This is a genomic window from Candidatus Nitrospira neomarina (assembly GCF_032051675.1).
Taxonomy (GTDB): Bacteria; Nitrospirota; Nitrospiria; order Nitrospirales; family UBA8639; genus Nitrospira_E; species Nitrospira_E neomarina.
This window is the reverse complement of the sequence record NZ_CP116968.1, coordinates 2,990,321-3,005,278: the sequence shown is the minus strand read 5'-3', so window position 1 is coordinate 3,005,278 and position 14,958 is coordinate 2,990,321. Positions and strand designations below refer to the sequence as shown.

General features: G+C 52.1%; 17 protein-coding genes. 7 read left to right on the top strand and 10 right to left on the bottom strand.

Features of this window, described 5'->3' with window-relative positions:
• Window positions 1–20: 20 nt before the first annotated feature.
• Window positions 21–575, top strand: coding sequence for a 2-amino-4-hydroxy-6-hydroxymethyldihydropteridine diphosphokinase (gene folK, locus PQG83_RS12880; protein ID WP_312741705.1), 555 nt, complete (start codon window positions 21–23; stop codon window positions 573–575).
• A 3-nt stretch (window positions 576–578) separates the two neighbouring features.
• Window positions 579–1,439, top strand: a complete 861-nt coding sequence (gene panC, locus PQG83_RS12875; protein WP_312741702.1) for a pantoate--beta-alanine ligase — start codon at window positions 579–581, stop codon at window positions 1,437–1,439.
• Here the strand turns inward: panC and PQG83_RS12870 are convergent.
• From PQG83_RS12870 to PQG83_RS12845, 6 genes are all read right to left on the bottom strand, one after another.
• Complete coding sequence (locus PQG83_RS12870) at window positions 1,436–2,086, bottom strand: TPM domain-containing protein (RefSeq protein WP_312741699.1); 651 nt, start codon at window positions 2,084–2,086, stop codon at window positions 1,436–1,438. The two genes, panC and PQG83_RS12870, sit on opposite strands and share 4 nt — an antisense overlap.
• Entirely contained in the window at window positions 2,087–2,992 is a 906-nt protein-coding gene (locus PQG83_RS12865; protein WP_312741696.1) for a TPM domain-containing protein, read from the bottom strand.
• A 30-nt stretch (window positions 2,993–3,022) separates the two neighbouring features.
• Window positions 3,023–3,619 carry a LemA family protein gene (locus PQG83_RS12860; RefSeq protein ID WP_312741693.1) on the bottom strand — a complete coding sequence of 199 codons (597 nt, stop codon included), beginning with the start codon at window positions 3,617–3,619 and terminating at the stop codon, window positions 3,023–3,025.
• A 195-nt stretch (window positions 3,620–3,814) separates the two neighbouring features.
• Window positions 3,815–4,204, bottom strand: coding sequence for a pyrophosphohydrolase domain-containing protein (locus PQG83_RS12855; RefSeq protein ID WP_312741690.1), 390 nt, complete (start codon window positions 4,202–4,204; stop codon window positions 3,815–3,817).
• A 57-nt stretch (window positions 4,205–4,261) separates the two neighbouring features.
• A complete protein-coding gene (locus tag PQG83_RS12850) occupies window positions 4,262–5,629 on the bottom strand; it encodes a glycerate kinase type-2 family protein (protein ID WP_312741688.1) in 1,368 nt (455 codons plus the stop codon).
• A gap of 201 nt (window positions 5,630–5,830) precedes the next feature.
• The gene (locus PQG83_RS12845) at window positions 5,831–8,227 is read right to left on the bottom strand and encodes an ATP-binding protein (RefSeq protein ID WP_312741686.1); all 2,397 of its coding nucleotides are present in this window, start codon (window positions 8,225–8,227) and stop codon (window positions 5,831–5,833) included.
• A gap of 316 nt (window positions 8,228–8,543) precedes the next feature.
• On the opposite strand from PQG83_RS12845, the gene PQG83_RS12840 reads away from it, so the two are divergent.
• A complete protein-coding gene (locus PQG83_RS12840; RefSeq protein WP_312741683.1) occupies window positions 8,544–9,230 on the top strand; it encodes a uracil-DNA glycosylase in 687 nt (228 codons plus the stop codon).
• Window positions 9,231–9,263: 33 nt separating this feature from the next.
• Here the strand turns inward: PQG83_RS12840 and fsa are convergent, their stop codons facing one another.
• The gene (fsa, locus tag PQG83_RS12835) at window positions 9,264–9,917 is read right to left on the bottom strand and encodes a fructose-6-phosphate aldolase (RefSeq protein WP_312741681.1); all 654 of its coding nucleotides are present in this window, start codon (window positions 9,915–9,917) and stop codon (window positions 9,264–9,266) included.
• A 338-nt stretch (window positions 9,918–10,255) separates the two neighbouring features.
• On the opposite strand from fsa, the gene PQG83_RS12830 reads away from it, so the two are divergent.
• The 4 genes from PQG83_RS12830 (at window position 10,256) to PQG83_RS12815 (ending at window position 12,713) form a co-directional block, all read left to right on the top strand.
• A complete protein-coding gene (locus PQG83_RS12830) occupies window positions 10,256–10,567 on the top strand; it encodes a hypothetical protein (protein ID WP_312741678.1) in 312 nt (103 codons plus the stop codon).
• A 117-nt stretch (window positions 10,568–10,684) separates the two neighbouring features.
• Window positions 10,685–11,446 carry a 6-phosphogluconolactonase gene (gene pgl, locus PQG83_RS12825; protein ID WP_312741675.1) on the top strand — a complete coding sequence of 254 codons (762 nt, stop codon included), beginning with the start codon at window positions 10,685–10,687 and terminating at the stop codon, window positions 11,444–11,446.
• A gap of 15 nt (window positions 11,447–11,461) precedes the next feature.
• Window positions 11,462–11,857, top strand: a complete 396-nt coding sequence (locus tag PQG83_RS12820; RefSeq protein WP_312741672.1) for a hypothetical protein — start codon at window positions 11,462–11,464, stop codon at window positions 11,855–11,857.
• 100 nt (window positions 11,858–11,957) lie between these two features.
• A complete protein-coding gene (locus PQG83_RS12815) occupies window positions 11,958–12,713 on the top strand; it encodes a DUF4026 domain-containing protein (protein ID WP_312741669.1) in 756 nt (251 codons plus the stop codon).
• 37 nt (window positions 12,714–12,750) lie between these two features.
• On the opposite strand, the gene PQG83_RS12810 is transcribed toward PQG83_RS12815, so the two are convergent.
• The 3 genes from PQG83_RS12810 to PQG83_RS12800 form a co-directional block, all read right to left on the bottom strand.
• Window positions 12,751–13,293, bottom strand: coding sequence for a hypothetical protein (locus PQG83_RS12810; RefSeq protein WP_312741666.1), 543 nt, complete (start codon window positions 13,291–13,293; stop codon window positions 12,751–12,753).
• A 230-nt stretch (window positions 13,294–13,523) separates the two neighbouring features.
• The gene (locus PQG83_RS12805; RefSeq protein WP_312741663.1) at window positions 13,524–14,462 is read right to left on the bottom strand and encodes an SPFH domain-containing protein; all 939 of its coding nucleotides are present in this window, start codon (window positions 14,460–14,462) and stop codon (window positions 13,524–13,526) included.
• Window positions 14,452–14,925, bottom strand: coding sequence for an NfeD family protein (locus tag PQG83_RS12800; RefSeq protein WP_312741661.1), 474 nt, complete (start codon window positions 14,923–14,925; stop codon window positions 14,452–14,454). Before PQG83_RS12800 ends, PQG83_RS12805 begins: the two co-directional genes overlap by 11 nt.
• Window positions 14,926–14,958: the final 33 nt, after the last annotated feature.

Genomic DNA, 14,958 nt, shown 5'->3' with positions numbered 1-14,958 from the left:
CGGATCCGCGAACAAACGAAATGGCTCAAGAAATCGTGTTTATCGCTTTTGGCTCTAACGCAGGAAATCGCCAGGAATTGTGCGACCGGGCGGTGGCCCTGATGAATCTGCTCCCTCTTTCTCGTGTCACCGGAGTCTCCTCGTATTACGAGTCCGAACCGATCGATCCACAGGGAATATTGGGACCCACCTGGTTTTACAATGGTGTGGTGAGGCTGGAAACCACAATCAGGGCTCAACGACTTCTGGATATTCTTCAAGAAACCGAACGCGCGTTGGGCCGTGATGAAGACAATCGTCGCGGTCCACGCACGATGGATTTTGACATTATATTTTTTGGGCAACAGGTGATTGAGCAACCAGGACTCACCGTTCCCCATCCGCGGCTCCACCAAAGACGATTTGTGCTGGAACCGCTTGTGGAAGTAGATCCGGATTGGACTCATCCGGTCCTTCATCGTTCGGCGAAAGAGTTGTTAGAGTCTCTGACAGATACCAGTCAGGTTAACAAGTTGGATGTCATTCCCGGGGCGAAGTATGGCTCCCGACAGGCCTGCTCCGGGCCTTCCACTTGATTCATGCGCGTCATTCATTCTGTTCGAAATCTGCATAGCTGGAGAAGAAAACAGGAGTCGCTAGACGGCCCAATCGGGTTTGTCCCCACGATGGGTGCCTTGCATGAGGGACATCTCTCGTTAATGCAGCGCGCCCGAAAACACTGTGGGACCGTCGTGGTCAGTGTGTTTGTGAATCCGCTCCAGTTCGGGGAAGCTGAAGATTTAAGCCGCTATCCCCGGAGTTTTCACGCCGACCGGCGTTTGTGCCGGGAGGCGGGTGTCGATCTCCTCTTTGCTCCTCCTCCAGAAGCATTCTACCCGGAAAATTTTCAAACAACTGTCACGGTGAATCGTCTCACGCGACGCTGGGAGGGTGAAGCCCGACCGACCCATTTTCAGGGCGTGACGACGGTCGTGACGAAATTATTTTGTCTGGTTCGTCCCCATCGCGTCTATTTCGGACAAAAGGATTATCAGCAATCCCTAGTGGTGAACCAGCTCATACATGATCTCAACTGGGATATGCGAATGGTCCTCTGTCCAACGGTGCGGGAATCCGATGGGCTAGCCGTCAGTTCCCGTAACCGGCACCTTTCAGCCAATCAACGAGTGCAAGCCGGGCTCTTATCGAAGGCGTTACGCGAAGGGGGCGATGCCATTAAGGCCGGAGTCCGGAATGTTCGAACGGTACAATCCCGGATGGAAAAGATTTTACGCAGCGACCCCGATGTGCATCCGGAGTATCTGGCAATTTGCAATTCCAGGAATCTGGAACCACTGACTCAGGTGCGTGGAACGGTTGTCATCTTAGGAGCCGTCAGACTGGGGAACATTCGGTTGATTGATAATCTGCTGGTCCGCTGTCCCCCATCACACAGTTAACCTGAAATCAGGTCGTTCGGGAGCTCATTGGGATTGGGACCGGTGGGACCTGCCGGGAAATATTCACCTAAGACCTCCCCGCATAAAGTAATGGCCTGACACAACGACTCCACGGGGTTCCCTTTGTGAAAGCCATCCTGAATCAATGCCAGCATATTCTTCCAGGTCTCCGGGGGAACCCGATCCAGGATAGCGCGGTCTGTCAGAATCTCAATCCGGTGTTCGAGTAACGATATGAGAATCAGCACGCCTGTTCCAAGTTCCGTTCGATGCAGACCATGTTCCAGAAATGCCTGATGGGCGCGGAGGCTCGCTTTATAGGCCATTCGTTCGTTTGAGGTGAGGATCCGAATCACCGGGTCGAATGTTCCCAACCAGAATCCGAGTCCATAGGCCGCCATGACTGCCAGTAGGAGCCAACCGGCATTGGTGGCATGCCACCCCCAGGACATCCATTCCCATTGAATCGTTAACAGGGCACTAAGGGTGAATAAGGCACAGCCTGCTCCGGCCCGATATTGCGTCTCACGGTATCGGGCTGAGCGTTCAATAATCATGGGAACAATTTCTCCACGGGTATGGCGTTCAGTCTCCCGGATGCTTTGTCGAATACGTTCCTGATCCTGGTCTGAAAAAGCCATCGTCATTTACCAGCTTCCCGAGGCACCACCACCACCGAAGCCGCCTCCTCCTCCCCCAAATCCACCGCTTCCGCCGCCAAACCCTCCCGATCCTCCCATTGGCCAAGACTGTCGAGGCCACCCGAAATTTGAGCCATATCCCAATGGGTGTCGAGTCGATGGACCACCGACGCTATTGAACAAACCAACAAGAAGAGAGGTTGCAACACTGGCGAGCATACCCAGCCAGAGAGCCGCAGGAAAGGCAACTAAAAACGAAAGGAGCATGCCGATGACACTCCCATTCACACGTCGTCGTGAACCTAAAAATAACCCGACCACAGTCCCCACTGCGACCGCCAAGCCAAAAATTTCCCAAAGTCCAACGTGTCCAGCATTATTGTCAGCGGAGGATGTCGTGTTCGTGTACGTCCCATCAATCGTTCCGAGGATGGCGTGAGTGCCGGCAATGATGCCTCCGGAGAAATCCCCAGCCCGAAAACGTGGAACCACCTCATGTCGTATGATTCGGGAACTTTTGGCATCGGTCAATGTGCCTTCCAACCCATACCCGACCTCAATGCGAACCTTTTTTTCTTGCAGGGCAATCAGGAACAGGATGCCGTTGTCTGTACCCTTTTGGCCAAGTGCCCAGGCTGTTGCCACTTGATGAGAAAACTCTTCCAGGGGATGACCTTCCAGCGACGCAATTGTGAGAACGGCCACCTGGTTCGAGGTTTTGGATTCATGGGCGGCCAGGGCCGCGTTCAGATCGGAAATGGCAGAAGGTGAAAGAAGATGGGCCTGGTCTACCACCCGACCGGTGAGGGGAGGAACATCCAGGCTCCACCCGGACGATGCCAGGAAGAAGATACTCAGGAGTCCCAACCAGGCTAACCGGTGAGGGTCCAGCCCTGGTCTTGGCCTCATCATGTTCATGTCGTCCGGTGCACCGATGCCGGGTTAGAACTTCACCTCGGGAGGGGTCGCCACGGCCTTTTCATCAGCGACGGTGAAGCTTGGTTTTACCTCAAGTCCCAGGAGATATTTGGCGGTCAGATTTGTCGGAAAAAATCGAACGCCCTTATTGAATTCCGCGACCTTGTCGATATAGCGCTTACGGGCCACCGTGATGCGATTTTCCGTGCCTTCCAGTTGGCTTTGGAGATCACGAAAATTTTCGTTGGCTTTCAGATCAGGATATTTTTCCACGACGACCATCAGGCGGGAAAGGGCGGATGAGAGTCCTTGCTGGGCTTCCTGAAATTTCTGAAATACACCCGGGTCTTTTAAGGCTTCCGGGGTCAGTGTCATCCCGGCGACTTGAGAGCGGGCTTGGGTTACTCCCTCTAACGTGTCTTTTTCGTGAGCCGCATACGCTTTAACCGTCGCCACAAGATTAGGAATTAAATCGGCCCGGCGCTGGTATTGGTTTAAGACTTCGCTCCAGGCGGCATTCGTTTCTTCGTCCAGCCCTTGGAGGTCATTATAGCCGCATCCGCTCAGGAACAAGGTTAAGACGAGTAATCCAAGCACAAGGCTCTTGAGAATTCTTTTCATCGTCATTTTCTCCTTTACCGGCAAGCTGGGGTTCAGCAAAATATATCCCCACCAAAGAGATAGACATCAAATTCTTGGAAACAAGGAAACGAAAATCCAGTTAACAGGAAGGTTCTCGCTGGGATTGGATTTCTGTGAGGAGTCCAGCCGTAACCGGCCAGATTGCAATATATCATGTTGGTAATGACCGCAAGGTTAAAGGGATTCACCGGAACCCGTTTGTGCGGCTAACAGATCATCAAGTTGGGCTGGGGAGTATGTTGGGGGTTTGACCCATTTGCCGTCTTCCCGTTTGTGTCCGCCGACTTTACTCATGTTCGATCGATGGACTTCCCGGAAGACCGGTTCCATGTCAATGCCAAGGGATACGGCCGTGCCATAGACGACATACAATAAATCAGCAAGTTCCTTCGCAATAGACGATAAGTCTTTTTCCCGCATGGCTTCCTGCAGTTCATCGAATTCCTCCTGGATGAGACGTTTCCGAAGAATTTGGGTCGGTTCATCCGGGATAGAGGGAGTAGGAGACACGTGGATCTCGAATTGTTTGTGGAATTCTTGGACCATGCGTTGCGCGTCGTTCAATGTTCTTGACCTCCTCTGGCTCTTACCTATAAAGGCGCAGAAATGAAAAATAATCTTCTACATGGCGATGATCAGATAAATGTCGTTTACGTTCGTTCCCGTTGGGCCGGTCATGATGTGGCCGCTGATCTGTTGGAAGAAGGTATAGCTGTCATGTTCATGTAACGCGTGCTCAATTGAGAGCCCTTTCTTCTTGGCCCGCTGAACCGTCTTCCCGTCGACGACCGCACCGGCCGCATCGGTTGGTCCATCGGTCCCGTCAGTGCCAAACCCTGCCACAAATACATTCGTGAGTCCAGCCAGTTCCTGAGCTGCGGCCAGAACGCATTCTTGTGCCCGCCCACCTCGGCCTTTTCCCTTCACAGTGACCGTCGGTTCTCCTCCGGCGATAAGACAGGCTGGTGGATGAACCGGATTGCCGAATTCGAGCAGATCCCTGGCTAAACCTCCCAGGATGCTGCCGATCTCCTTTGCTTCCCCTTGCAGGGGATAGGGGAGAATGAAGGGTTTGATTCCTAACCGCTTGGCAGTTTTGGCCACGCCTTCGAGGGCCTGGCGGTTGTTGGCAAGAACAATATGCCGATTTCGTAACGACTGCCTCCTTGTTGGTTTTTTGGGTGCCCGAAGGGACTTGTTAAGACCTTGTTGTAAGTGGCGTTGTATGGCTTCAGGTACTTTACGCCAAATCGAATAGTGTTGAAGAATGTCTATGGCATCCTGGAACGTGGAGGGATCTGTGACTGTCGGCCCGGATCCAATGGTGGAGAGGTCATCTCCTAAAACATCAGACATGATCAAGGTCAGGATCGTCGCCGGTGTGGATTGGGCTAATTGTCCACCTTTGATGGCGGACAAATGTTTTCGGACAACATTTATCTCATGAATGGTGGCTCCGGATTGCAGGAGTAATTCGGTGGTCCGTCGTTTGGCAGCTAAGGAGAGGCCCATGGATGGCGCGCAGAGCAGGCTTGAAGCTCCACCTGAAAGTAGAACAATCAACAAGTCATGTTGCGAAAGCGATTGAGTCAAGGCCTGGAGTTGTTTTGTGGCTTTGACTCCTCGTCCGTCCGGCGTCGGATGTGCGGCATTACACATGCGAATTTTGTCGCATGGGGTATCGTGTCCGTCCGGGACAATGACCATTCCGCCTTCAAGCCGATCTCCGAGCATGTGTTCCAGGGCTATCGCCATCCGTGCAGAGGCTTTTCCCGCTCCGACGCAGACGATGCGACCATAGTGAGTCAGATCGTAGTGGAGATCATGAGCCTGAAGCCGATTCTTGGTGAGATGGAGGGTATTTGCGATGGCGAGAGCAGGATCGCACGCCTCCATGGCCGCATCAATAAGAGATTTCAATATTCGTTTCGCAGCCGGATTGGCCTGTTGGACGATGACGCGTGTTTTTTTAAGGTGTGATAATGACATGGAGGTAGTTGATCAAGAATTTATTGGGAAGAGCGTGATGGGCTTTTCTGAAAACATTGTCTGCAATGTAGCATATTTTCAATAGAAATGAGTTTGAGAAATGCAGGATGAACTTCTCCACCCTTAGTCAAAACAAGGAGTCTTTCCAAAGAGGTGAGGGGTCCTTCACCGGGTGTATGAAGGAATTTCCCGGAACACAAATTAATGAGAGGAAGGGGAGATAGAGGACATCCGCCCTGGGGGGCCGGAAGGGGTTTGTCCGGTTGCGAGGGGAGACTGACGCCAGAGTCTTTGGTGCACCATGTTGCTCAGTTCGATCAGCGAATAGGGCTTGGTTATGACCCCGACGAATCCATGGGAGGCATAATTGGCCATGATTGGATCATTGGAATATCCGCTGGAGACGAGTGCCTTGACCTGTGAGTCAAGTTTTTGCAACCGTGCCAAGGTTCCCATACCGCCAAGTTTTCCCGGCACCGTTAAGTCTAAGATCACCAGGAGAAAAGGCGTTTGAGTCTCCATGGCTTCTTGATAAAGGGCCACCGCTTCCTCTCCATCCTTTGCGATCATCACTTCATATCCACAATGCGATAACATTTCCCGTGCCATGACTCGAATAGATTCTTCATCATCCATGACTAAAATTTTTCCTTGTCCCCGACGAATGCCCAGGTTCAAGGATTTGGGCGATGAGGTGGCCTGGGGAGATGCAGGAAAGTAGAGTGTGAAGGTGGTGCCTCCGCCGACCTGGGATTCCACGGTCACATGACCGGCATGTTTTTTTATAATGGCATAGGTGGAAGCCAAGCCCAATCCCTGTCCCGCCGACTTTGTCGTAAAGTATGGCTCAAAGATTTTTGGCAAATGATCTTCGGCGATCCCGATCCCCTCGTCGGTGATGGAGACTTTCACATACGGACCGGCAGAAAGAGGCAGAGGACTTCTGACGTCCGGATCGGACAATTGGATGTTTTCGGCGCGAATGGTGATGGATCCTCCGTGAGGCATCGCATGGATGGCATTCATGAGGAGATTTTGCATCACCTGATTGATTTGCCCTGGGTCGGCTTCAACGATCCAAAGGTTTGGATCAGCCCAAGTTTGGCAAATAAGCGATGACCCGGAAAGAGCCAGTTCGGAAGATTCCTTCATCAATTCGGATAAGGCCACCGGTTTCTTAATGGGATCGCCGCCCTTCGAGAAGGTGAGCAATTGGTGCGTGAGGTGTTTGGCGTGGAGAGCCGCACGTTCAGCTCGTTCTAAGTAGGACTGGCGTTCCTTGGAAAAAGGCAGGATTTGTTTGGTCAGAGTAATATTCCCCAGGATCGTCGTCAGGAAATTGTTGAAATCATGGGCGATGCCCCCGGCGAGATTCCCCACCGATTCCAATTTTTGGGAACGAAGTAATTGGGCTTCCAGGCGCTGTTTTTCCTCTTCAATTTGTTTGCGTTCTGTCACATCTCTGGTGACTCCCGTAATGCCTATAGGGAGATTGTTTTTGTCGAGCAGGAGGCTTCCCCGCACTTCCGCCCAGACTGAAGATCCATTGTGATGTTGATGTTCCAAGATGAGCAAGAACGACTGATTTGGCTCATGAGTGGGGGATTGGTGATGAGCGCGTTCGTGTTGAATGGCCTCCCTCAGAGTGACCATGGAAGCCGGGGTCAGAATGGTCTCTGGCGAAAGCGTGTTCAGGGCATATCCTGAATATCCCAACAACCGTTCCAGAGAGGGGCTGATGTAGGAAAACCTCGATGCCTCCAAGTCCATGACCCAAATGACATCCGATATTTTTTCGACCACCATTCGATACCTGGCTTCGGACTTTTGTAAATCGGCAGTCCGAATTCCCACAAGCGATTCAAGATGGTCTTTGTGATGAAGGAGTTCCTTTTCGATTTCCTTGCGAGTTTGGATTTCCTGACTTAATGAACGATTGAGCGTTTCGGCCTGAGAGTGGGCCTGTTCCAATTGGTGGATTAATTGAAAATTCTCTTTTTCCAATGTGAGAGTATTTTTTACCAGGAAAAAATTTCGGTAGGCGGTGACCGTAATTACCGCGAGAAAGGTGAAACCCATGATTCCCACGGCTTGATGGGGAGGGTCACCCTGCGCGAAAAATTGGTATGTGAGAGGCAAGGTCGTGGGAAGACTATAGGCCAAAAAAGCAGGGAAATAGGCTGCATGGACGGCGGTTGAGCCCGCCGCCATTCCTCCCAGCACCAGGGCTAAAAACATTTGGTGACTTGGTGAAGAAGGGGGGTAGAGTGCAATGCCGGCCATGCCCCAGATCAGTCCGGAGGCACCATTGCCGGCAACAAACCAGGCCAACCATGTACGGGGATGTGCCAGAGGTTTCGATGCGCGGCGATAGGCCAGGACCAAACCTGACCAGAGAACATTAATCCCCACAATGCCGATGATCCATCCCGACACGATCTTGGTCGGAATGACATCCAGGAGAATAAATGCAACCAGCCCACAATTAATGATGGAGGCCAGAATGGCCATCGGGACTAGGGAAAACAGTTGATGAACTTGTTGACGACGAAGTTCGATGAACGAATGAGAAGAGGAAGGGGTTCCTAAGGATCTCATGGGGGTCGGATCCGGCCGAGTGAGCATCAATGCTATTCCAATATGTCAGGAGTCCAGGCATAGACAGCACCCCGGCGTGGACCGTTCATACCGTCACCCTGATGAAGAAGGGATACTCGGGACGGAACCACCCCTCCTCCTACCCTATAGCCTGCCTTTCATCAAGGACTATGTCAAGACTATTGAGGGGTCGGGATAAAGAAAGGAACATGGGAAAAGCGGATAGGAAGGAAGTCCCAATTGGTGCCAAGAGCCTTAATCGGGATTTCCCGGATTCGGGCTGAATCATGTCTGTCTATGATAGGATCACTATACGATGACCCCGTTCACGCTTCTTCAGAAGACCATAACGGACTGTACGACCTGTCAACGATTGACGACATATCGTCAGGCCATTGCTAAGGAAAAGGTCAAACGTTTTCGTGATTGGGAATACTGGGGAAGGCCCATTTCCGGATTCGGCGATCCCAGGGCTCAGGTCTTCGTGGTGGGTTTGGCCCCTGCGGCCCATGGAGGAAACCGCACGGGACGGGTATTTACCGGTGATCGGAGCGGAGACTGGTTGTATGAAGCGCTGCACGCTTTCGGGTTTGCCAACCAGCCGGAGTCGACCCATCGGGAGGATGGGCTCACGCTGAAGGATTGTTATATCGCGGCGGTGGTACGGTGTGCCCCTCCGGCCAATAAACCCACAAAGGCCGAATTCGCCGCCTGCCGTCCCTATTTACAGGAAGAATTACGATTATTGCGGCGGGTCAAAGTTGTTGTGGCGCTTGGGAAGATCGCCTTTGATGAATACTTGCGGACCTGCCAGAGCCTGGGTTGGCAGGTGCCTTCACCCAGACCGAAATTTAGCCATGGGGCTCAATATGCCTTAGACTGGGGTGTGACCTTGGTCGGGTCTTACCATCCCAGTCAGCAAAATACTTTTACGGGTACCCTCACCCGTCCGATGTTTCACGGGATATTTAGCACCGTCCGCAAGCTGCTCGCACAATCCTGACCTTTGCGGGCTCCTTTGACCATGATGATCCGATTAGGCATTGGTGGAGGGTCTGGCTTCCCAATCCGAGAGAAATTTTTGTAAACCATTATCCGTCAACGGATGCTTGACGAGCTGTTGAAATACGCTATAGGGCATCGTGCAAATATGTCCGCCGGTGAGAGCCGCTTCGACGACATGTTGGGGGTGGCGAACGCTGGCGACGAGAACCTGTGTGGTGAAATTATAGTTTTCGAAGATCGTCAGGATTTGTCGAATGAGCTCCATGCCATTGGAGCTGATGTCGTCCAATCGGCCGATGAATGGCGAAACGCACCATGCCCCTGCTTTCGCGGCCAATAAGGCTTGAGTTGGAGAGAAACATAATGTCACGTTGACCCGGATTCCTTCGCTGGACAATTGCTTCGTGGCCTTGAGCCCTTCCGGAATAAGTGGACATTTCACCACGATATTTTTGTGGATCTTCGCTAATTCCTTTCCTTCCTTCACCATGGCCGCTGCTTCAATGCTGACAACTTCGGCGCTGATGGGCCCATCCACAATTCCGCAAATTTCCAGGAGGAGATCTTTGAAATCACGCCCTTCTTTTGAGACAAGCGAAGGGTTGGTGGTGATGCCGTCTACCAGGCCATAACTGGCCGCTTCACGGATCTCTTTGACACTTCCGGTATCGAGATAGAGCTTCATATCGAATCCCCTTTTTAGGTTTTGAGCTGGTGTTCCCTGAGTGGTCTCGTATCCCATTGTAATCCACACCCCTGTCTTGTACAAATTTTCTTATCCATGGTCGGGAAGGAAAATTTATATGAAAAGCCTGCCTGTCGTGTCGTCCCCTGGGAGCGCGTGCCAGTACTCCTGGAGGACGGGTCCCTCATGCGGTCCTCTCATTCGGGGGTGAAGAAGACGGGGCTTTCTTTTACTTCGATGGATCATGTTGTTTGACTGGTAGAGGATCGAAGGCTAGAATTTTCACAGACATAGAGAGTGTGTCCGCGTTTCAGCCATTGTTGGGGAAGGAGACGGGAGTGTTCTACAAATATTTGCTGATAGGACTAATGGGATGGCTCTGTGCCGGTTGTGGAGGGAATCCCTATTTAGATGCCTCCCTTGATCCCGCCAAATTTGAAGGAAAAGACAAAACCTGGTTCGAAGAAAACTGGGGAAAGCCGAGCGGGAAATCCGCTCGATTTTTTGGAGGAGAAACCTGGATGTATTCACGTATTTCCGGGGGTGAGTCCAGATTTCCCTACTTTAATTTTTCCCCGAATCAATGCCACATTAATTTAGATTTCGACAAAGAAGGCAAGCTGGAAGATTATGATTATACGGATTGCTAAGGATTCTCGTGCCCTTCCACCTGCCGGGTTGAGGAGATTATCCCGGTGACTTTGCCATTTCAAATGGGTTTTCTTTCTTTAGGCTGTCTGCCCGTCCTTTGGATGTAGGAGTCTGGATTGTCTCGGACCATTATCATAACACCAACAATCGACGAGTTGTTTATCGCTGCAGCCAAGGAAGTGGTACAGGTGGTGCTGGACTGTCGGAAAGCCGGTCGCGACTGTCGTGTGGCTTTGGCGGGTGGGTCCACACCTCGAGGATTGTACCGGCTCTTGACGGGTGCCCCCTACCGAACTCAGATTTCTTGGGACCATCTTCGCGTTTTTTGGGGAGATGAGCGCACAGTCCCTCCGGATCACCAGGACAGTAATTTCCGCATGGCCAAAGAGGCGTTATTATCTCATGTACCCATCCCCGCCAGTCAGGTATTTCGGATTCAAGGAGAAGTACCCGCCGATGAAGCCGCGGCACGCTATGAAACCGTTCTGCAGGAACAATTCAATCTGGCATCAGGTGAGATACCACAGTTCGATCTGATCCTATTGGGCATGGGTCCGGATGGGCATACGGCGTCATTGTTTCCGGGAACCTCGGCTGTGACAGAGTCCGAAAAACTGGTGTCGGCGTTGTGGGTCGAGAAATTACAGACACACCGGGTGACGTTGACCCCACCGGTCCTTAATGCGGCGAAGCACGTGGTCTTTTTGGTCAGTGGAGTGGATAAAGCGACGGCGTTACAGGTCGTGTTGGAAGGGCCGGCAGATCCTGCTCGCTATCCCGCCCAAGTCGTGAATCCTCCCACAGGTCGCCTGGTATGGTTGGTCAATCAGGATGCGGCCGGTCTCTTGAAGAGAAAATCGATGACGTCACCTGTGTGAAGAAGGAGAGGTCCCATGAAAATGGTTAAAGCGCCGGAGGCATTTATTCGCGCCATCCATAAAAAACCCATGACATGTCCCACGCCGGATTGTTCCGGTTCGGTGGCTGTGGAAGAGCGTTCCCGGTCCACCGATCGGGTGAAATCGTTTAGATTGCACTGTGAGCAATGTGATTGGCACGACACGATAACGGGTGATGAGCAAGTCGATCCCCCGTGGGACGAGGGGTCCCTGATGGAAATTACCGAGGAGCATCTTCTGCATTTAGAACCGGTTTGCCCATATGATCAGGCCCCCGTGGATTTTCATTCGCTGCCGAATCCCCGTCGTCGGGCTCGCTATCGCATCACGTGTTTTTTCTGTGGGCGGCAGGAGGAGTTGGATTGGCCACCTGAGGAAGCAAAGCGATAGTTCTTATACGTGTGCCGGTGCGTGCAATTCCCCTTCAGTGTCCACTTGCGTTATTCCCCATGCCCTGTTATTCCTGTCAGACTCATCTGTTGTCGAACTCATGAAAAAAATTAAAAAAAAGAAGTCGGCTTCTCAAGTCGTGCCGGCTTTTCTTGTTGGGTGGACTCATGGAAATGCACCTCCCCCGGGCTATATCGCTGCCTGGTTCGATGAAGCGTATGGCGGGCCACTGCGCATACGTTTCCTCACCTCGAACGGACACCATCATTTTGAGGCGGCGCACACCAATTGGACTGCCGAAGTCAATATGGAGCCTTCAACGGCAATCGTGGAACAGTGGCAGGGTCGCTTACAATGGGAACAGACTCAATTGGCGATCCTGTTTCCTCCAACCAATTCCGTGACCGATCGTCGGGATGCCCTGTTGCATGTGGCGAGAATGGCGAGGGGAGTGACCCTGCTCACCGACGGAACGACGTATGATGTGGCGACCGGCACGTATCTCAATCCTTCGGATTGGCGTGATCGGGGTTTGGAGGTCTTTCGAATCACCGACCACATTCAGGTGGAACATCGTGAAGACGTTCAGCGGGCGCGCATGTGGTTCCATACCAGGGGCCTCACGAAATTTGGCCTGGATGAAATCGAGACCTTTCAATCCATGGGCCTATCGAGTCGAGAGGTGAAAGACACTATCCTCAGGGTGGCCGACCATTTGATCGAGCAGGGAAAGAACTCAAAGGTAGGGGAACGAATCGTTCTTGATGGACATGGTCCCCAGGTGATAGTGGTTCGTCATCGGACCGATCCCGTGTATGGGACACCTCTGGCATTCCGAGAGTTTATCTTGGAGTAACGGGACCCAAGCCCCAGGAAGCGGCAACCGAATGTGGTTACCGTGGTGGAGAAACCACGGTAATGCGAGTCCGTGCGCCTCGTCCAATCGCTTGATCGCATGGGCTGAGTTGTGTATCAATGGCAATATTGGGAATGGAGCCCGGCTTGCTCATCAGTTGCCGGGTGAGTGCTTCGCCCGATGCCACCGGACGTGGCAGGCGATAGAGATAGATCGTGTCGATATCTTCTGCTTGAAACCAGGTTGCGCCTAAACTTCTCTGGTAAAATTCCAAAATTTGTTCAGGTGGATCGGGGGTGAGGAGCACGGCTGAAGGAATGGTCTGGTAGGCGTGTCCATGAATTTGGGCATTCCCGCTAGGCATGGCACTGGCCAGGACGGCATTCGGATATGGAGGGACCAAGAAAAATTGTGCCGGAGGCGTCCAGCTATTGAGAAATGATTCCTGCATGGCGGTCAGGCGGCATTGAGGGTTCTTGCTCACAGCGGAAAAATCGGCCAGGGGAGCATAGGGGCCTGCATGGGCGAGTGCCGGGAAGACGAACAGAGAGACGAGACTCAGCAAATAAGACCTCTTCATGCCTTGACTCCTTGCAGCGTTTGGGATTGAAAAAACTGGCATGTTCAGCATACAAGAGGAGAATCATGACGTAAGCATGCTGTGCAGTCAACCAGGCGGGGGCACAGATATTCGGCGGCTAGAGTCATGGGACGGAATGGAATTTCATGGACCGGTCAGGAACGCCATTTGGCCTTACCGATAACGGATTGTCCCATGAGGGAATTCAGACCACTGTTGTCTGTGGTAAGTTATGAAAGCTTTGGTGCACCCGCTGGTTTTTGATGTATGACATTCATGGCCAGCGCAATCATTGAACCCACATCGGACACTGAGGCGGGGAGCACGAGGGTGTTACTGGCTTTCGCCAATTCCCCAAATTCTCCGATATATTGTTCTGCCACACGAAGCTGAACCGCTTCAAATCCCCCTGGAAGTTGAATCGCTTCGGCAACCTTCCGAATCCCTTCGGACGTGGCTGTCGCAATCGCGAGGATGGCTGAGGCTTCTCCTTCGGCTTCGTTGATTTGTTGCTGTCGTTTCGCTTCAGAGGCTTTGATGACCTGCTGCTTGTCTCCCTCGGCTTCGTTAATGGCCGCATCCCGTTGACCTTCGGACGCCAGTACCACCGCACGTTTTTCCCGTTCAGCCCGCATTTGCTTTTCCATCGCGCTGAGCACATCTTTGGGCGGGTTGATATTCCGAATTTCGTATCGAAGGACTTTGGCACCCCAGGGAGAGGAAGCTTTGTCTAACTCGTTCACGACGGAAATATTGATCGTGGTCCGTTCTTCGAAGGTCTTATCCAGGTCAATTTTTCCGATCTCACTACGAAGCGTAGTTTGGGCGAGCTGAGAAATGGCGAACCGGTAATCGGTAATGCCATAGGAAGCCCGTTCGGCATCCAGGACTTTGATATACAAGACCCCGTCCACTCCGACCTGCACATTATCCCTGGTAATACAAATTTGTTCTGGGACGTCAACGGCCATTTCTTTTAGGGTATGTTTGTATCGAATCACATCTAAAAACGGGATGAGGATGTGAAGTCCGGCGTTCAATGTTGTCGAATAGCGTCCTAATCTTTCAACGACATAGGCGCTCTGTTGAGGAACCACGACAGCGGTTTTTGCTAGAATGATAAATGCGAGCAAGGCTAAAACCAATGTGACCAGCAATTCACCCGACATGAGATTCCTCCTGTGTCATCGGATCCGCCTGAATCCAGAGCGTCAACCCTTCAACTCGGATAACTTTGGCCTGCGATCCTTTGCCTAGGGTTGATGTTCCGGCATTGCGGGCAGTCCAACTTGTTCCATGGAGTTCCACCTTTCCTATTCGTTGGGCGTCAAGATTTTCCAGAACAGTGGCAAATTCTCCAACCATGGAATCCACCGGAACCTCATCCTTTTCCCTTATGAAGCCTGTTCCTTGAAGGGGTTTCTTCATGGCAAAGAGCGAGATGATGCCGAAGACCACGAAACTCAACCATTGCAGCCAGGCGGCTTCGGTCAAGCTTAACCAGGTGAGGGCGCTCACCATCAACGCCGCTACTCCGAAAAACAGAAAATAAAAATTGCCCAGGCCTCCAAGGGTGAGAATTTCCAACCCTATTAAGATCAAACCCATTATCGACCAATGCCACCAAAGCATCGCGAAAGGACTCCTCTCTGTTGCTACGATAAC